Raw genomic sequence first — 18637 nt, 5'->3', positions numbered from 1 at the left:
GGAATGAAATTTGCAATCATAGCGGCAGGAGAGGGAGCCCGTCTTTCACGGGAAGGTGTTATCTTACCCAAACCTATGGTCAGGATCGATGGAACAGCAATGATCGATAGGCTCGTTCGAATTTTTACGGAATGCGGAGCTACGGAAATCGCTCTCATTATCAACGATGAACAACCGTTGACGAAATTACATTCGATTGAATTGCAAAAGACTTCGGTTGTGCCTATCCGGTTGGTAATTCGATCAACGCCCAGTTCAATGCATAGTTTTTATGAATTGAGCCGATATCTGCATGATGAAAAATTTTGCCTCACTACGGTGGATACAATTTTCCGAGAATCGGAATTTAAAACTTACATTGCCAACTTCATCGATTCCGACGACGAAGGATGGATGGCCGTAACCGATTATATTGACGATGAGAAGCCCTTGTATGTAGCTACGGACGATCGATGGAATATTACGGGCTTTTATGATACCTTGCAGGCGAATACAAAGTATGTTTCAGGCGGGATTTATTGTCTGAAACCTTCTGTCATTGAAACGTTGCAGCAATGCATGGAGAAGGGAATGGTGCGCATGAGAAATTTTCAACGGCAGTTGATTGAGGATGGACGTCGATTGAAAGCTTATCCTTTTAGTAAGATATTGGATGTAGATCATGCCGGAGATATCGGAAAGGCCGAAGTTTTTTTGAAAGAAACGATGGAATAGAAAGTGATGAAAGAATTACACGTGATAGGTATTAGTCGAGGAAGTCGCTATTCCCCTCATAGAACGGAGAGCGATGCCGCTATCTTTGCCAAGGTAACGAAGGAACTTGAAAAGAAAGGATGGATTATCGATCTCTTTTCGGAAGATGAGTTCTTGAGGCAGCCTGCTATCCACGTTGATGTGATTTATAATATGGCCCGCAGTCCGGAGACCGTTTCTCTTCTCTGCAAGATGGAGGAGGCAGGAACGTTAATCATTAATTCCGGGTATGGCATAGCTAATTGTATCCGTCAACCGCTTACGGAACTCTTGATTAAAAACGGCATCCCTTATCCGAGAAGTATGATTATTCCGACGGATACTCCCATTGCCATCGATTTTTATCCTTGTTGGTTGAAAAGAGGAGATTCTCATACCGTAGTGAAGGATGATGTCTGTTTGGCTACCTGTCCGCAGGAGGCACAACACATATTGTCTGAGTTCTATCGTAGGGGAATAAAGACAGCTGTTGTCAACGAACATTTGATGGGAGATCTGATTAAATTTTACGGTGTTCGGCATACTGACTTTTGGGATTGGTATCGATTTTCTGCATCCGCTCACAGTAAGTTCGACTTGGAGAAAATCAACGGAGAACCTACAGGGTATGACTTTGACGTGAAGGTGCTGAAGAAATGGGCTGATAAAGCTGCGCGGATATTGAATGTCCATATTTATGGGGGAGATGGTATTATTGCGGCTGATGGAACAATGAAGATCATCGACTTTAATGATTGGCCAAGCTTTTTACATTGTCGTGAAGAAGGTGGAATAGCCATTGCGAATTGCATCGCTTATTTGACCGAAATGAAATACAACTATGAATCAAGAAGCTAATAAGAGAGGGATTGCAGCATCTTTAAAATCGCAGGATACGGAAGAGTTCCTCGATATTTATTTTAATAGGCCTATCGGTTACGCCTGGGCCATGTTCTTCGAAAAGTTGAACGTACATCCTAACGTGGTAACTATCTTGTCTATTTTCTTGGGAGTAACTGCCGGTATCATGTTTTATTATCCCGATTTAAAGCATACGTGGATAGGTATATTCCTTTTGGTATGGGCTAATCATTATGACAGTTGCGATGGGCAGCTTGCTCGGTTGACCGGAAAGAAAACCCGTTGGGGAAGAATGCTCGACGGTTTTGCCGGCGACTTGTGGTTTACTGCGATTTACATAGCGATAGCACTTCGTTTAATGAATCAACCGCTGCCGTTTGATATCGGTAGCGGCATGCTGTGGGGTGTATGGATATGGATACTTTGCATTATTTCGGGAATGTTCTTCCACAGTAAGCAAAGCACGTTGGCTGATTATTACCGCAATATTCATCTCTATTTTCTGAAAGGTAAGGACGGAAGCGAATTGGACAATTTTAAACAGCAGCGCGAACTGTTTCATAATCTGCCGTGGAAAAAAAATTTTTGGTGGAAGGTATTTTTATATTTCTATGGAAACTATACCCGTAATCAAGAGAAAATGACACCGAACTTTCAGAAGTTCTACACGGTTGTCCGTCGTAAGTACGGAGATCATATCCCGCAGGACTTACGCGACGAATTCAGAAAAGAAAGCCTGCCGTTAATGAAATATGCGAATATCTTAACCTTTAATACACGGGCTATTGTCTTATATGTTAGTTTGCTGATCGGAGCACCCTGGCTGTTTTTGGTATTCGAGATTATAGTCATGACTTTGCTGTTTTTGTATATGTGGCATCGTCATGAAACATTATCGTTAAGATTTTACCAAAAGTTGAAAAGCAGTGAAGAGTAAATATCGCAATATATTTTTATTTTTCGGTATTGCCGCTATTGTTATTATGCTTCTTTCGTTCGATATGGAGTATGACGAACTGTGGCATAACTTGAAACGGGCAGGATATTGGTTTCCGGCTATTATTCTGTTATGGGTTTTTATTTATTTGATCAATGCGCTGTCTTGGTATATTATTATCCGAGACGGGAAGAAAGGTACACCTATTCCTTTTTGGAAAGTTTATAAACTCACTGTTACTGGATTCGCATTAAACTATGCGACTCCTGGCGGATTGATGGGAGGTGAACCTTATCGTATCCTGGAACTGACTCCTTATGTGGGTACGAGCAAGGCGACGTCGTCTGTAATATTATACGTCATGATGCATATCTTTTCGCATATATGCTTTTGGTTTGCTTCTATCTTTTTGTACGTCGTTTTGTATCCAGTCGATTTTTTCTTAGGTATTTTCTTTACCGTCGCAGGTTTGGCCTTGTTGATCTCGATTTATTTCTTTTTACGGGGTTATAGAAAAGGTATGGCGGTAAAGACACTGAAAATGTTGGGATACGTTCCTTTTGCTAAGAAATGGGCAAAGCGTTTTTCTGAAGAGAAAAGAGATGTTTTGCAGCGTATTGACGATCAGATCGCCGAATTGCATAAACAGCGCAAAACGACGTTTTACGCTTCTCTGGGCTTGGAATTCCTTGCAAGGGTATTAGGGTGTATGGAGGTTTACTTTATTTTGAATATCTTGGCCACGGATGTGAGTTTCCCCGCTTGCATCCTGATCATGGCATTCACTTCATTGTTTGCCAATATTTTTTTCTTCTCTCCCATGCAATTGGGAGCTCGAGAGGGCGGGTTCGCTTTGGCGGTAGGGAAATTATCCATTCCGGGAGCTTATGGCGTTTATACAGGATTGATCACCCGCATCAGGGAATTGATATGGATCGTGATCGGGGTTGCCTTGATGAAGGTGGGAACGAATGTGTCGGAGAATAAGGAAAGAACAAATTTATTCGTAGCAGAAGAGCGTAACGGCAGGAATCAACAAAAAGATGAAAGAAATGTGGACTGATATAAAAGGTATTATTTTTGATTATGGTGGAACCATTGATACGAACGGGCATCATTGGGTGGAAGTGCTTTGGAGGCAATATGTAAAGTTCCGCATTCCGGTAGATAGAGAAAGTTTTCGGGAAGCATATATGTTCGGAGAGCGTTCACTGGCGAAATATCCTTATGTACGCCCCGACGATGATTTTCGCCGAGTCTTGGCCTATAAAACGAAACTGCAAGTCGAATATTTGGCATCGAAAGGGAAGTTGCCGATGGACGAGGATTTCCTTCAGCGTTATGCCGATCAGGTAACGGATGGCAGCTATAACTATGTGTCTGACGTGTTGAGCGTAACTCGTCCGGTGGTAGAGGAGCTTTCTCGCCGGTATACATTGGCTCTGGTCTCCAATTTCTACGGAAATATTCAAACGATATTGGAAGATTTTAACCTCGATCGGTTTTTCACTGCGGTCGTTGAGTCGTCGGTTGTCGGCATTCGGAAGCCCAATCCTGCTATCTATCGCTTGGGTGTGGAAGCGCTCGGGGGCGATCCCGCTCGAGTGCTCGTGATCGGAGATTCTTTCTCGAAAGATATGGTTCCGGCGAAAGCTCTCGGTTGCAAGACCGTTTGGTTGAAAGGCGAAGGCTGGGGGAACGAGCCCGTCGACGAAGCTTTGCCCGATATGATAATTGCTAATTTGGCAACCTTGCCTGATTATTTATGAAACGATGAGTATGAATAGATATGAATTGGTAAAGAGAGAATACGTAGTGCCGTTTGTTTTGGTAACTTCTCTATTTTTTCTGTGGGGGTTCGCACATGCTTTTTTGGATGTATTGAATAAGCATTTCCAGGATTCGATGAACATGTCAAAGATGAATTCGGCTATGGTTCAGGTCATGTTTTATCTCGGATATTTTATCATGGCCATTCCCGCCGGTTTATACATACATCGACATGGGTATCGGTCGGGGGTGGTTTTCGGTTTAATCCTTTACGGCATAGGATCTTTGCTTTTTATCCCCGGTGAGTTTATCGGGTCGTTCAACTTCTTCCTGTTTTCTCTGTTTGTCATTGCCTGCGGCTTGGTCTTTTTGGAAACGGCGGCAAACCCTTATATGACGAAGTTAGGCGAGCGGCAGACGGCGGCCAGCCGGTTAAATTTGGCGCAATCATTTAACGGATTAGGGTGTATTTGTGCTCCTCTGATCGGAGGGATGGCTTTATTCTCGGGAGAAGATTCGATCGGTGTCTCCGTCCCTTACATGGTCATGGGATTTATCGTGCTGGGCGTGGCTCTCTTGTTCAGTCGAGTGAAGTTGCCGGAGATAGACGACGGCGTAGAGGAGCGGTCGAAAGAGTTGAAAGTCATCGGATTGTGGAAGAATCGCCTGTTCGTTTTCGGGTTGTTCGCCTTGTTTTGTTATGAGATTTCCGAAATATCGATAAACAGCTTCTTCATCAATTATGTGAACGAAGGATGGTTGACGGCCAAAGAGGCTTCGTTCATGCTTTCTATCTGTGGGTTGGGATTGTTTATGACGGGGCGTTTCGGCGGTAGCTGGATTATGCGCAGCGTTTCTGCCGAACGGATGCTGTTTGTCTGTGCAATAGGTACTGTCTGTACCACCGCTTTGGTGGTGCTTCAGGTAGGAGTTGTCTCGTTGGTCGCCCTCTGTTTAGGATATTTGTTGGAAGCGATTATGTTCCCGACCATCTTTGCCTTGTCTGTTCAGAATATGGGAAGTTATTATACGAAACGGGCTGCATCCTTTTTAATGATGACGCCTATCGGCGGAGCCGTCGGTCCGTTGTGGATGGGATACGTAGCCGATATGACCTCGATGTCTTTCGCATTCGTCGTGCCGCTGGTCGGGTTTGTCGTGGTCTTGCTGTATGCTTGGAAGCAGGTTTCTTTGAAGAGGGAAGCTTGATTGAATGCTCGGACGATTGGGATCATAACCTTTCGGGTTTCAGATTGCTGTTCCTAATGATATTCAGGACATCTTGTTCGGTTCCGCAGAAAGGGCCGGAGACTTCTTGGTTTAAGGTCGACATGGCGGCGGCGAAACAACCGGCCTCTTCGTACGAAGCGCCTTTGTTACGCATGTAGAGGTAGCCTGTCGCGTAAGTGTCGCCGCAGCCGGTGGCATCCACGATCTTCTCGGGGGGATAAGCCGGTATCTTGTATATTTGTCCGTTTACGTAAATGATTGACCCCAGACTTCCCAAAGTCACCAGGACTTCTTTCACACCCCAACCGCTTAGTTGTTTGGCGGCGTCGATCGGATCGGAATGTCCGGTCAAGACATCCATTTCGAATTCGTTGACTTTCAGAATATCGATATAGGGAAAGGCTTTCATCTTCTCCGGCCAGTCGACGGCATATACCCGATCTCCCTGCACTTGACGAAGATACCCTTGTACATCCACGCAGAGGATACCTTTTCCTGACAGGTATTTGATTACATCCAGCGGAAAGTCGTCGCTGAGCAAACTCCCCAGATGGAAAATGCGGGCTTCCACATCCTGCAGATCCTCCACCTTGAAAGGATCGGCCTTTGCCAAAACTCTTTGCGTGCGGTTATTTTGGTCGATGCCGTAGGTGTTTTCGAAATATACCGTCTCCTTGCTCGGTATTACTTTCACCTTGATGCCTTTGGCGCGGATATCCTCGACCGCTTGCATCTCGGAGAGGGCCAGCGAGGTGACCAACTTGTAATTTTTATACTCGTCTAACCGACTTATTCCGTGAGAGAAGTAGTAGGAGGTGCCGCCAGGCAGATAGGTGATATGTAGAGGCGTAACGATCTTGTCTAAGGTGATATGGCCGATGCAACAGATGTCGTTCATTTTATGAATGATTGATACGAATTTCGGCAAATTTACGCAAAAAAAATGGATAGTAAAATGGATCGGACATTTTCTATCCGTCGATTGCTACCGAAAAACGAAAAAAGGCGTATTTGTCGATCCGACATCGGTTTCCCTTTCGTCGCTTCGGTCGGCGGTCGTGAAAACGGATTTTTTCTTCCGCCGAGTGGCTCGAAGGCAGTAAAAACGGATTTTTTCTTCCGCCGAGTGGCTCGGGGCAGTAAAAACGAATTTTCGCTTGCGATGCTTTATACGTATCATAAAGGATTGTAATTCGTAATTAAATCTAAATTTACTTGTTTAATGCGCTCTTATTTGTAATTTTGTCAATCACATCAATAGGAGTCAATATGAAAAACGATATACAGCAGGTGAAGTTGCGCTTCGGTATTATCGGCAACGATGAACGTCTCTTGCGCGATATCGATATTGCTATGCAAGTCGCTCCGACAGACCTGTCCGTCCTCATTACGGGCGAGAGTGGTGTAGGCAAGGAAAGCTTCCCTCAAATCATCCATCAGTACAGTCGACGCAAGCACGGGCAGTACATTGCGGTCAACTGTGGCGCCATCCCCGACGGGACCATCGATTCCGAGCTCTTCGGACATGAGAAAGGCGCCTTTACCGGAGCTATCAGCGAACGGAACGGTTATTTTGCCGAAGCGAACGGAGGTACGATCTTTTTGGACGAGGTGGGAGAGTTGCCCTTGGCCACACAAGCTCGTTTGCTGCGTGTATTGGAGAGCGGGGAATATATCAAGGTCGGTTCCTCGAAAGTGGAGAAGACCGATGTTCGCATTATCGCCGCCACAAACATAAACCTCACGGAAGCGATCTCGGAGGGACATTTCCGGGAAGACTTGTATTACCGATTGAATACCGTTCCTATCAGGATTCCCGCACTGCGGGAACGGGGGGATGACATGATTTTGCTGTTCCGCAAATTCGCGTCCGACTTTGCCGAGAAGTATCAAATGCCACCTATCCAATTGACGGACGAGGCTAAACAGGCCCTGAAAAGTTATGCTTGGCCGGGGAATGTCCGTCAGTTGAAGAATGTTACGGAACAGATCTCCATCATTGAAACTCACCGGGACATCACGTCGGAGATTCTCCATCATTATTTGCAAGAGACTCCTGTCCATTCGGGTTTGCCGATGCTCCTGAACGAGAAACAACGATTGCAGAACTTCAGTAACGAAAGGGAAATACTTTATCATGTTCTTTTCGATTTGCGGCAAGATGTGACTGACCTGAAAAAACTGGTCAATACGTTGATGACGGAACGCGATCAACGAGTGGTAGATACGCAGCCCAAGGCCACTCCCTTCTCTTACATTTCTGCCGAACAGCCGACTTTGCATGTTCCGACCTCGGTTTCGGGTATCAATATTTCGCCTATGACCTCCCGATCGATGGAGATTCCCGATCCGGAAGAGTATGTGGAAGAGGCGCCGATGTCGCTGGAAGATGTGGAGAAAGAGATGATAAAGAAAGCATTGGAACGTCATCACGGCAAGCGTAAGAGTGCTGCTAAAGATTTGAGCATCTCGGAGCGGACCTTGTACAGAAAAATAAAAGAATATGGATTGGAGAACATTGCTTGAAAAGATAAGTCTGTTGCCGTTAGTAGTCATGCTTACGGTTTCGTGTTCTATCTCCTACAGCTTCAACGGATCGAGTATTGACTACACGAAGATAAAAACGATTTCTTTCGAAAACTTTCCCAACCGTTCTTCCGGTTTTGTCTGGGGACCGATGGAAAGCATGTTTAACACGGCTTTGCAGGATATTTATATCCAGCAAACTCGGTTGCGGCAAGTTTCTCGATCGGGAGATCTGCACCTGAAGGGAGAGATCACCAATTACGATGCTATTAACAAGGGTATCGGCGCCGATGGCTACTCGAACATGGCCGAACTTCGGATGACGGTCCGTGTAGAATTTACCAACAGTGTAAACCATCACGAAGACTTTAAACAACAGTTTACGGCCAGCCGCGAATATAATTCTTCGCAGCAACTGTCGACCGTTCAGGAGGAGTTGGTCAATCAGATGATCAAGGAAATTGTAGAGCAAATCTTTAATGCGACGGTGGCGAACTGGTAACGACTTTTTCTCTATGGACCATCAACTTTTGAATCATTGGATGAAGCATCCTGAGCAATTGAATCGGGAAACATTGTACGAACTTCGAACGTTGCTCGCCCGCTATCCCTATTTTCAGACCGCACGCTTGCTTTATCTGAAGAATTTGTTTTTGCTCCACGATGCTTCTTTCACCGAAGCGCTTCGGAAAGCGGTTGCCTTTGTCCCTGATCGAAAAGTGCTGTTCTATCTGATCGAAGGTGACCGGTATGTGATCCGCTCTCAAGTTCAAAGTCCGACTGTCGATGAAGATGTTTCCGTTGACCGTACGTTGACTTTGATCAACGCCTTTCTGTCGGAACAGCCAAGTACGGAAGAACCGATCGATGCGATTCCGATGAGTACAGCGACGGATTATGTGTCCTGTCTGATGCATGATCGGGAGGAGAAACCGTTCTCGGCTCTGACAGTTCCTGCTACGAAAAGCGAGAACCTGATCGACGACTTCCTCACGAGGAAGGGAAGCGAAGAGGGATTTCCACAGACGCTGGAAGAGTTGGAAGCCGAGGCGAGAGGAGATATCCCTTTAGCGCCGGTAAAAGCAGAGCCTGTCTTGAATGTCGGAACGGCATCAGTAGTTAAAAAACAGGTGGAAATTGAAACGGCAGAAGAGGACGAAGAGGTTCTGGACGAGAGTTATTTTACGGAAACGTTGGCCAAAATCTATGTTAGGCAAGGACGATATTCGAAGGCATTGGAAATAATTAAAAAATTAAGTTTGAAATATCCGAAAAAAAATAGTTATTTTGCAGACCAAATCAGGTTTTTGGAAAAATTGATTATTAACGATAAAAACAAATAAAGGAAATGTTGTATTTACTATTGATTGGATTCATTGTTTTTGCATCCATCTTAATGTGTTTCATCGTATTGGTCCAGAATTCGAAAGGCGGAGGCTTGGCTTCCAGCTTCGCTTCGTCGAATCAAATCATGGGCGTGCGTAAGACGACCGATTTCATCGAGAAGATGACGTGGGGATTGGCTATCGCAATGGTGGTGTTGAGTATCGCCTCTTCGTATGTGTTACCCAAGGTGGTAGCCAATAATTCTGTCATGGAACAAAATGCGTTGCAAGAGCAGACGACGAATCCGCTGAATACTCCTTCCGGTTTCGCAGCTCCGTCGGCAAGTGACAGCGAAACGCCTTCCGCTACGGAAGCTCCTGCCGCTACTGATGAGCATTCGAATAACGATAGTTCGGAAAAAACCGAATAAATCCGGTTTAAATCTCCATATCCAATTCCACAGGGCAATGATCGCTGCCGAAGATGTCGGTATGTATCTTGGCATCTTTCAGTTGACGTCCCAATGCTTGGGATATCAAAAAGTAGTCGATGCGCCACCCTGCATTCTTCTCTCGAGCACGGAAACGATAGGACCACCAGGAATAAGTAACTTGGCGGGGATAGAGATACCGAAAAGTATCGATAAATCCGGCATGTAGCAATGCAGTCATCTTCGCTCGTTCCTGATCTGTGAATCCGGCATTGTTGCGATTGCTCTTCGGGTTCTTGAGGTCGATCTCTTCATGAGCCACATTCATATCGCCGCAGACGATCACCGGTTTCTGCTTTTCTAAATCCTGCAAATAATGGAGGAAATCGTCTTCCCAAGTCATGCGGTATGCGAGCCGCCTGAGTTCATTTTGAGAATTGGGCGTATAGACCACCACTAAGAAGAACCTTTCCATCTCCAAGGTAATGATTCTGCCTTCCGTGTCGTGTTTTTCCATGCCCATTCCATAAGAAACGTTTAAGGGCGTATGGCGGGTAAAGACGGCCGTTCCGGAATATCCTTTCTTCGCGGCGTAGTTCCAATAAGATTCGTATCCGTCGAAGTGTACATCCAACTGACCGGCTTGCATTTTGGTTTCCTGTATGCAGAAAAAGTCGGCATTCAACGATTCGAACACTTTGCCGAATCCTTTTGTATAAACGGCGCGCAGGCCGTTCACATTCCATGAGATAAATTTCACGTTGTCATCTTTTTGTGCGAAGATAATGGTTTTGCTTTTAATAGCCAAACGGCATGCACTTATTTGCATGAACTTGCTGAGTGGACAGGAGTAACCTTCTCCTGCCCATTTGACTACGCTGGTATTTGTCCATAGAATTCTTTTCGATGCATTGCAGAGATAGCGCTATTTTTAAATCCGGCAAAAGGTGAAAAGGAATTTTTATCGCTGCTCTAACTTTCGTTGAAAGTGAATCATTTTAATGGCCGTAACGGCTCCTTCCGTCCCTTTGTTTCCCAACTTGCCGCCGGATCGTTCTTTCGCTTGTTGCATCGTGTTTGTGGTAAGCAAGCAGAAGATCACGGGGATACGACTGTTTGCATTCAGATAACTGAGGCCATTTGTGACGCCTTCGCAGATGTAATCGAAATGGGGAGTCTCGCCGCGGACGACGCATCCGATCGCGATGACGGCGTCTACTTTCCCCGATTTGATCATTCGAGCTGCTCCGTAAGTCAGTTCGTAGCTTCCGGGAACGGTCTGTACGATGATGTTTTCTTCTTTGGCACCGTTCTTTTTCAAAGTATCGAGTGCTCCTTTCAATAGCGAGGAAGTGATGTTTTCGTTCCATTCCGCAACGACGATCCCGAAGCGCATGTCAGTGGCTTTGGGTATTGTCGTGGAATCGTAATCCGACAAATGATGATAAACTGTTGACATCTTTTTTTTTCGTAAAACAAATTAAAGGACGTATCGTAATAAAAAGTCTGGAAGAGATGCCCTCAAGAGCTATTCCTCTAAGTTAGAGGGAAGTTGTATGAAAACATCGAAAGTATGGAGGATCACTTTTCATGCCTTTTCGACCTGCACCCCCTCCCCGTCTTTGGGTGAGGAACTGCTTACTTCAAAAAACTGTTCGCCACATTAATGGCAAAACTTTCATTTTGGCACATCCTCTATGTCGGTTCGTCAATTATTTTATGGAAGCGCGTTCGATATATTTATCGATTTCCATTGCTTGGTATGAATTAAAGTATTTGTCTTTAATCAGTTTGTACGCTTTGATGGCTTCGCTGTTCTTGCCTAACTTCTCATAGAGTTCACCCGCTTGGATGAGATAGATCGGACTTAAGGCTTGGCTGTCCGCCTGGTCGGCTGCTTTGGCCAAGAGATCGGCGGCCTTGTCCAATTTGCCGAGTTGAGCGTAACAATTGCCCGTAGCGGCCATGATGGCTGGATTGACCAACAAGTCTTTCGCACTGAACTTATCGAGGCATATAAGCGCTTCGTTATATTGGCCTAATTGAGCGTAGCAGATGCCGGCGTAAGCATTGGCCAAGTTTCCAGCTTTGGTGCCGCTATAGTCTTTTATTACGGATAGGAAGCCTTTTGCACCCAAGCTATCGCCTTTTAATGCAGCCTCGTAGTTGTTCGCTCGGAATAACGCTTCTGCTTTAAATAGGGTTTCCGAAGCATGGAGTTCGCGAGGTTCGGAGATGAAATGCTTGTAGCCCATGAAAGCCAAAATAATTACCGCAATACTGATAATGACACCTAAAATCGTATTTTTATACTTCAAGAGAAAGGCTTCGGAGGCGCCGATCGCTTCGTCCATGTTCAATGGATCTTTGATGTTTTCTTTCTTTGCCATTTTATATGTTTTTTTATTATTATCGATTGATCGAGATTCGGACGCAAAAGTAACTCATTTATGCGTATTAATAAAATTTGCAAGCTGTTTTTTTATGTTTCCCATCGATTTGAGTTATTTTTGTATCGTTAAAACGAGATGATGTTATGCTATTGAATCGCATTTCGATATTGAATTATAAAAATATAGCGCAGGAGGATATAAACTTTTCTTCCAAGATGAATTGTTTTATCGGTCGCAATGGAATGGGAAAGACGAATCTTTTAGATGCCGTATATTATCTTTCGTTTTGTAAAAGTGCGTCGAATCCGATCGATTCGCAGAATATCACGCATGGTCAGGAATTCTTTGTCATCCAGGGGGAGTATTGTTCCGAGAGCGGAGAAAAGGAAGAAATCTATTGCGGATTGAAACGTCGGACAAAGAAACGGTTCAAAAGGAATAAGAAAGAATATGACCGGTTGGCCGATCATATCGGATTGATTCCTTTGGTGATGGTTTCTCCCACCGATTCCGAACTGATTTTGGGCGGGAGCGACGAGCGGCGCCGGTTTATGGATGTGGTTATTGCGCAATACGATCGCACTTATTTAGAGGCGTTGATTCGTTATAACCGCGCTTTAGCGCAACGGAATACGTTGCTGAAAGAGGAAGAACTGGACGAGGCGTTGGTCGATGTGTGCGAAGGGATGATGGCACAGGCCGGAGAAATGGTCTACCGGAAGCGCAATGAGTTTATCCGGGAATTTATTCCGATCTTTCAAGACTTTTACAGCCATATTTCTGCTGACAGAGAGGCGGTGAACTTGCATTATGAATCGCATGCGGCAGAAGGTCCTCTCTTAGAGCAAATTCGTGGAAGCCGTCCGAAAGATCGGATACTCGGCTTTTCGTTAAGAGGCGTTCATAAAGACGATCTGGTGATGCAATTGGGAGACTTTCCCATACGGAGGGAAGGTTCTCAAGGGCAGAACAAAACATATCTGATCGCTTTGAAATTAGCTCAGTTTGAGTTCCTTAAACGAACCGGCAGTCGGACTATTCCGATTCTTTTATTGGACGACGTCTTCGATAAATTGGATGCCGACAGGGTGGAGCAAATCGTCAAATTGGTGGCGAGCGATCGGTTCGGACAAATTTTCATGACGGATACCAATCGGGATCATCTGGACGACATCCTCCGAAAGGTGGAAGGTGATTATAAAGTGTTTGACGTCGTCGACGGACGAATCTTAGAAAGGAATCATTTGTCCAGTGGAAAGGAATAAGGTTCGGAATATCGGGGATCTGGTGATGAAATTCTTGCGGATGCAAGGATTGGAAGCGCCATTGAACGAATACAGACTCATTCGTTCGTGGAGTGAGGTGGTGGGGCCGATCGTCGCTAAATATACGGAGACGGATCGATTGTTTATCAAAAATCAAACCTTGCATGTGCATGTGACCTCCGCTCCCCTCAGGCAGGAATTGATGATGGCCCGGGAATTGCTGGTGAAGAATCTGAACGAGCGGGTCGGCTCGCAGGTAATCGTAGATATCGTTTTTCATTGACCGTCGAATCGACTGCCATCGACGTCCGAGATCGATCCGTTGACGTCAGGTAACCTAAAAAATGACGTTCTGAACGTCAACGACGGGATAAAAGACCTCAACGTTGGGATTCCGAACCTCATCGGATAGGTTGGTCGACGTATCCGGCGGGATAAAAGACCTCAACGGAGGTATAAACAACCGTGCCGGTTCTATTCCGAACCTCACCGGATAGGTGGGGGGACGTAAACGGTTAGGTTATTGGACGTCAATTGAAAGATATTCCATCCGATGCTTTGGGGAAAGCTTCCTTCCTCTCCAGAATTTCGACAGCTTTCTTCACCGCAGTATCGGATTGGTTCAGGTATTCGATATAAGCCTCCATATCTATCATGTTATAGATGATATTGCCGTAGAGATTCAGCTGGAACAGCTCCTTGCTTTTGTACATCAGGATGTTGCGCCGTTTCAACCCTTTCTCTTCTGCAAATCGGGCGAATTGTTCGAGCAGGTTTTGCGATTTCAGATGCTGCAGCAGGGAAGGCCAATCTTTGTATTGCTGTAATGCCGGGCGGTGTTTATCAGTGTAATTGAAGCTGAATTGAATGATCAGGCGTCGGTTTCGAGCCATTTGGAAATAGGAAGTCATACCCGTCGTATCCACCGGGATGAAATAGTCGGGCATGATACCGCCACCGCCGTAAACAGGTCGGCCGATTGCGGTGTGATAAACCTTGCTTTCATCCTGCTTGATGCTGTCTTGCGAGAAAAACTCACCGTGTTCGAACCGATTCATGATGTCCATTTCATATTCCTCGTCGTTCCCTTTGTTATAGGGCTTTTGAATGCATCTGCCCGACGGGGTGTAATAGCGTGCGATGGTTAATCGGATGGCGGAGCCATCGCTGAATTCGATCGGTTGCTGCACCAAACCTTTACCGAAGGAACGGCGACCGACAATGGTACCGCGGTCGTTGTCCTGAATGGCTCCGGAGAAGATTTCACTCGAAGAGGCGGAGCTTTCGTTGATCAGGACGACTAGCGGCATCTCCTGATTACTTCCCGTCCCGTTCGAATAGTAATTCTTTCTGGGCGATTTGCGACCCTCGGTATAAACAATCAAGCGCTCTTTGGGCAAAAATTCGTTGATCATCTGGATGGCTGGCCCCATGAAGCCGCCGGTATTGTCGCGCAAATCGATGATCAGGCCCTGGCAGTCTTTCTTATTCAGTTGGGCGAGGGCGAACAACAATTCTCCGTAGGTGTTTTCTCCGAACTTCTCAATTTTAATGTAGCCGTATTTATCGTTAATCAGGTAACAGGCGTCGATGCTTTTGACAGGAATGTCGCCGCGGACGACTGTAAAGGGAAGAATCTCCTTTTCTCCCAGGCGATAGATGCCTAATTTGACGGAACTGCCTTTCGGTCCCTTCAATTTGCGTTGCACGGAGTTGTTCGTTATTTCTTTCCCTACGAAAGCGGTATCGTTGACGGAAATGATGCGGTCGCCTGCCAGAATACCAACTTTTTCGGAGGGCCCTCCGTGAATCACATTGTTTACATGGATGGTATCGTTGTTGATGGTGAATTGTACGCCGATGCCGCTAAAGCTGCCGGCCAAATCGTCGTTGACCGCTTTCAGATCTTTTGCGGGAATATAGGCCGAGTGGGGATCCAATTCTCCCAATATCTGAGGCATGGCGCTTTCCACCAGGTCGGCCATCTTGACTGTGTCCACGTATTGATCTTCGATGATGCGCAGCAATGCATTCAATTTATTGGACGAGGTGTTTATAATTCCCAATCGGTTACCGGAAAAATGATGGGCATAAAATGTCCCGATAAGGATTCCCAGCACCATACATACTGCTGTTATAATAGGGATGAAATGTGATTTCTTCTTGTTGTCCATATCTATTTGCTTTCTTTAATTACTTCCTCATAATCGATGTAGACGACTTCGATGTTCGCCCGTTTTAAAAGGTTCGCCCCCTCGTCCAACCGGTATTTCTTGCAGAAGACCACTCGTTTGATGCCCGACTGTATGATTAGCTTGGCACATTCTATGCAGGGGGAATCGGTAATGTACATGGTTGCTCCGTCGCTGCCGTTGCTTGAACGGGCGATTTTCGTAATGGCATTGGCTTCGGCATGCAGGACGTAGGGTTTCGTCACGTTGTTTTCATCCTCGCAAATGTTTTCGAACCCGGATGGCGTACCGTTGTAACCGTCGGAAATGATCATTTTGTTCTTGACGATCAACGCGCCGACTTTCCGCCGTCGACAATAGGAGTTCTCCGACCAGATCTCCGCCATTCGGAGGTATCGCTTATCCAGTACGAATTGTTTTTCTTCCGCTACATCCATCTTTTAATAATGTGTGAGTTGAACATAAAATGTTTTGGTCTCTATGCCGAATAAAAGATTGCTTGCATCGCCTTGATAAAATTTAGCCTCTTTCAAGAGCGTTACAAATTCCACGTCCTTTGCATTCAACATGCCGTTGGTTTGAATGTCGTTCATCGGAAAGAGCACGGTATGGTGCTTTCCGTCGGCTTGCCATGTCCCTGTGACTGTTTCGCCGTTTGTAAGCGAGCCGATGAAGGTGCCGTTATTGTTGAAGGTAATCGTTAACTTTTTCAGGTCGGTTACATCGGCTACTGTCGTATACTGAGGTTTCGAGTTCTTGGTATCCTTCCAGTTGGTGGTAGTGAAATAATTGACGACAGTCCACTTGCCCGAAACGAAAATTTCATCTATATCATCTTTACTGCTGCATCCGCTTATAAAGAGAAACGTTGAAAGTAATAAAAATATTTGTTTTATCTTCGTCATGGTGTCTGGTGGATTATCGAATGATTCCGTTACGTTTTAATAAGGCTTTGATGGAAGGAGCCTGTCCTCGGAATCGCTTGTACAATTCCATCGGCGGTTCCGTTCCGCCTTTCGAAAGTATATGCTCGCGGAAAGAGGCGGCCGCTTCCGGATTGAATATCCCTTTTTCTTTGAATAGGGAGAAGGCGTCGGCGTCCAATACCTCAGCCCATTTATAGCTATAGTATCCGGCGGCATAGCCTCCCGCCATGATATGGGAGAATTGTACGGACATGCATGTCCCGTCGACGTTGGGTAGCAGCTGAGCCTGTTCCCAGGCTTCTTTTTCATACGCCATGATATCTCCATCGAAAGGAACGGTACGGGTATACCAGGCCATATCCAGCAGGCCGAAGCCTACTTGGCGAAGGCACGCATAGGCAATGTTGAAGTTGGCCGTATCCTTGATTTTCTGGATGTACTCCTCCGGAATCGGTTCGCCTGTTTTATAATGGCGGGCGAAAGTGTTGAGGAATTCCTTTTCATAGGCGAAGTTTTCCATAAATTGGGAAGGAAGTTCCACGAAATCCCAATAAACATTGGTTCCGCTCAGGCTTTGGTAGGTGGTATCGGCAAATATTTCGTGCAAGGAATGCCCGAACTCGTGCAAAAAAGTTTCTACTTCGGCGAAAGTCAATAAGGCGGGGGTATCCGCTTGCGGTTTGGTAAAGTTCATGGTCAACGAGACGTGGGGGCGACTGTCTTCTCCTCGTTCTTTCCATTGGCCTTTATAACTGGTCATCCAAGCGCCGGCATGTTTCCCTTTGCGGGGATGGAAGTCTGTATACAGTACAGCTAAGAACTTGCCGTCTTTATCGTAGACTTCATAAGCTCTCACTTCCGGATGATATACGGGAATACTTTTATTCTCTTCGAAGGTAATGCCGTACAGGCGGGTAGCCAAATTAAACACTCCTTGCTTTACCCGACTCAATTCGAAATAAGGACGAAGCAGCTCGTCGTTCAGGCTGTATTTCCTGTCTTTTAACAGGTTGGAATAAAATGTCCAGTCCCAGGGCATGAGGCGGAAGTCGGTTCCCTCCGCTTCTTTGGCCACGGATGCTACGTGAGCGACTTCTCGCTTGGCGGTGGGCGTGTAGGCTTCAAGCAGCTGACCGAACAATCGGTATACATGCTCTTTGGTCTCTGCCATCCGTTTCTTCAGTACGTAGTCCGCAAATGTCGGAAAGCCTAACAATTGCGCCAATGCGAGGCGCAAATTGATCAGTTGCCTGACTGTTTCGATGTTGTTATATGCGTTATCATGCGTACATTGCGTGCTGAAAGCCATATAAAGTTCTTTTCGTAAGGTGCGGTCTTTGTCATATTTCATAAACGGACCGTAGCTGGGGGCATCGAGTGTGACGATATATCCTTCTTTCCCTCGTTCTTTGGCATTTTGGGCGTAGCTCTCGACGATGTTTTCCGGAACGCCTTCCAATTGTTCGAGAGTGACGGGCAATTCATAGCGATGCGTCTCTTTCAATAAGTTCTGAGAGAATTTCAAGGTAAGCATGCTCAACTGCGTATGCAGTTTGCGGAAGGTCTGTTTGTCTTCGTCCGACAAGTTGGCTCCGCTGCGGATGAAACCGTCGTAGGTTTTTTCTAACAACATTTGCTGTTCTGCATCGAGTTGCAGGTTATTCCGCTGTTCGTATACTTTTTTGATTCGGTTGAACAACGCTTTATTCAACGTGATGTTGTTGCTGTGCTCGGTGAGTTTGGGCGTCATCTTTTCGGCGATAGCCTCGAGTTCGTCATTGGTGTCGGCATTCATCAGGTTACCGAAAACGGTTGTGACATGGTCGAGCAGTCGGCCTGAGCATTCCAACGCTTCAATGGTATTTGAAAAACTCGGTTCTTCCGGGTTATGAATAATCGCCTCGACCTCTGCAATCTGTCGTTTCATCCCTTCTTCCATCGCCGGCTCGTAATGTGCCGTCTTTATCCGTTGAAAGGGAATGGTCTCGTGCGGGGTATCATAGGGTGTTAAAAAAGGATTCGGTTCGTTCATGCTCGGTGATGTTAATC

General features: G+C 45.8%; 20 protein-coding genes. 12 read left to right on the top strand and 8 right to left on the bottom strand.

What is annotated here, in order from left to right:
- Positions 1–3: 3 nt before the first annotated feature.
- Genes BN102_RS06280 through BN102_RS06255 form a run of 6 tightly spaced genes read left to right on the top strand, consistent with a single transcriptional unit; the run spans position 4 to position 5509 of the window.
- Positions 4–714: a nucleotidyltransferase family protein gene (locus tag BN102_RS06280; protein ID WP_036787505.1), complete on the top strand. Its 711-nt coding sequence runs from the start codon at positions 4–6 to the stop codon at positions 712–714.
- Positions 715–720: 6 nt separating this feature from the next.
- Positions 721–1590, top strand: coding sequence for an ATP-grasp domain-containing protein (locus BN102_RS06275; protein ID WP_019208262.1), 870 nt, complete (start codon positions 721–723; stop codon positions 1588–1590).
- Positions 1574–2530, top strand: coding sequence for a CDP-alcohol phosphatidyltransferase family protein (locus tag BN102_RS06270; RefSeq protein WP_019208261.1), 957 nt, complete (start codon positions 1574–1576; stop codon positions 2528–2530). Before BN102_RS06275 ends, BN102_RS06270 begins: the two co-directional genes overlap by 17 nt.
- The gene (locus BN102_RS06265; RefSeq protein WP_021311605.1) at positions 2520–3593 is read left to right on the top strand and encodes a lysylphosphatidylglycerol synthase transmembrane domain-containing protein; all 1074 of its coding nucleotides are present in this window, start codon (positions 2520–2522) and stop codon (positions 3591–3593) included. Before BN102_RS06270 ends, BN102_RS06265 begins: the two co-directional genes overlap by 11 nt.
- Positions 3583–4299 (top strand): HAD family hydrolase, encoded by a 717-nt coding sequence (locus BN102_RS06260; RefSeq protein ID WP_021311594.1) that lies wholly within the window; start codon positions 3583–3585, stop codon positions 4297–4299. The genes BN102_RS06265 and BN102_RS06260 overlap by 11 nt, the downstream gene beginning before the upstream one ends.
- Positions 4300–4303: 4 nt before the next feature.
- Positions 4304–5509: an MFS transporter gene (locus BN102_RS06255; protein WP_035456145.1), complete on the top strand. Its 1206-nt coding sequence runs from the start codon at positions 4304–4306 to the stop codon at positions 5507–5509.
- Positions 5510–5531: 22 nt separating this feature from the next.
- Here BN102_RS06255 and BN102_RS06250 read toward each other — a convergent pair whose 3' ends face one another.
- On the bottom strand, positions 5532–6428 hold the full coding sequence (locus BN102_RS06250; protein ID WP_019208257.1) for a PfkB family carbohydrate kinase: 897 nt from the start codon (positions 6426–6428) through the stop codon (positions 5532–5534).
- Positions 6429–6799: 371 nt separating this feature from the next.
- Here BN102_RS06250 and BN102_RS06240 point away from each other — a divergent pair, with 371 nt between their 5' ends.
- The 4 genes from BN102_RS06240 to secG are packed head-to-tail and all read left to right on the top strand — an operon-like array spanning position 6800 to position 9812.
- Positions 6800–8056, top strand: coding sequence for a sigma-54 interaction domain-containing protein (locus tag BN102_RS06240; RefSeq protein ID WP_019208255.1), 1257 nt, complete (start codon positions 6800–6802; stop codon positions 8054–8056).
- 28 nt (positions 8057–8084) lie between these two features.
- The gene (locus tag BN102_RS06235; RefSeq protein ID WP_019208254.1) at positions 8085–8558 is read left to right on the top strand and encodes an LptE family protein; all 474 of its coding nucleotides are present in this window, start codon (positions 8085–8087) and stop codon (positions 8556–8558) included.
- Between the two features lie 13 nt (positions 8559–8571).
- Positions 8572–9399: a DUF8458 domain-containing protein gene (locus BN102_RS06230; RefSeq protein WP_019208253.1), complete on the top strand. Its 828-nt coding sequence runs from the start codon at positions 8572–8574 to the stop codon at positions 9397–9399.
- 8 nt (positions 9400–9407) lie between these two features.
- Positions 9408–9812 (top strand): preprotein translocase subunit SecG, encoded by a 405-nt coding sequence (secG, locus tag BN102_RS06225; protein WP_035456171.1) that lies wholly within the window; start codon positions 9408–9410, stop codon positions 9810–9812.
- A 7-nt stretch (positions 9813–9819) separates the two neighbouring features.
- Here secG and BN102_RS06220 read toward each other — a convergent pair whose 3' ends face one another.
- The 3 genes from BN102_RS06220 to BN102_RS06210 form a co-directional block, all read right to left on the bottom strand.
- Positions 9820–10572: an exodeoxyribonuclease III gene (locus tag BN102_RS06220; RefSeq protein WP_036787502.1), complete on the bottom strand. Its 753-nt coding sequence runs from the start codon at positions 10570–10572 to the stop codon at positions 9820–9822.
- Between the two features lie 201 nt (positions 10573–10773).
- Complete coding sequence (ribH, locus tag BN102_RS06215; RefSeq protein ID WP_019208250.1) at positions 10774–11271, bottom strand: 6,7-dimethyl-8-ribityllumazine synthase; 498 nt, start codon at positions 11269–11271, stop codon at positions 10774–10776.
- A 253-nt stretch (positions 11272–11524) separates the two neighbouring features.
- On the bottom strand, positions 11525–12202 hold the full coding sequence (locus BN102_RS06210) for a tetratricopeptide repeat protein (protein WP_019208249.1): 678 nt from the start codon (positions 12200–12202) through the stop codon (positions 11525–11527).
- A 146-nt stretch (positions 12203–12348) separates the two neighbouring features.
- Here BN102_RS06210 and recF point away from each other — a divergent pair, with 146 nt between their 5' ends.
- Positions 12349–13470, top strand: coding sequence for a DNA replication/repair protein RecF (recF, locus tag BN102_RS06205; RefSeq protein WP_019208248.1), 1122 nt, complete (start codon positions 12349–12351; stop codon positions 13468–13470).
- Positions 13457–13753, top strand: a complete 297-nt coding sequence (locus BN102_RS06200; protein WP_019208247.1) for a DciA family protein — start codon at positions 13457–13459, stop codon at positions 13751–13753. Before recF ends, BN102_RS06200 begins: the two co-directional genes overlap by 14 nt.
- Positions 13754–14000: 247 nt before the next feature.
- On the opposite strand, the gene BN102_RS06195 is transcribed toward BN102_RS06200, so the two are convergent.
- Genes BN102_RS06195 through BN102_RS06180 form a run of 4 tightly spaced genes read right to left on the bottom strand, consistent with a single transcriptional unit; the run spans position 14001 to position 18620 of the window.
- Positions 14001–15644, bottom strand: coding sequence for a S41 family peptidase (locus tag BN102_RS06195; protein ID WP_036787391.1), 1644 nt, complete (start codon positions 15642–15644; stop codon positions 14001–14003).
- A gap of 2 nt (positions 15645–15646) precedes the next feature.
- Entirely contained in the window at positions 15647–16099 is a 453-nt protein-coding gene (locus BN102_RS06190; protein ID WP_019208245.1) for a dCMP deaminase family protein, read from the bottom strand.
- Between the two features lie 3 nt (positions 16100–16102).
- Positions 16103–16567: a DUF4847 family protein gene (locus BN102_RS06185; protein ID WP_019208244.1), complete on the bottom strand. Its 465-nt coding sequence runs from the start codon at positions 16565–16567 to the stop codon at positions 16103–16105.
- A gap of 13 nt (positions 16568–16580) precedes the next feature.
- Positions 16581–18620, bottom strand: a complete 2040-nt coding sequence (locus BN102_RS06180; protein WP_019208243.1) for a M3 family metallopeptidase — start codon at positions 18618–18620, stop codon at positions 16581–16583.
- Positions 18621–18637: the final 17 nt, after the last annotated feature.

This window comes from Phocaeicola abscessus CCUG 55929 (assembly GCF_000312445.1).
Lineage (GTDB): Bacteria > Bacteroidota > Bacteroidia > Bacteroidales > Bacteroidaceae > Phocaeicola > Phocaeicola abscessus.
Note: the sequence above shows the minus strand (reverse complement) of the source record. Positions and strands in the feature narration are given on the sequence as shown.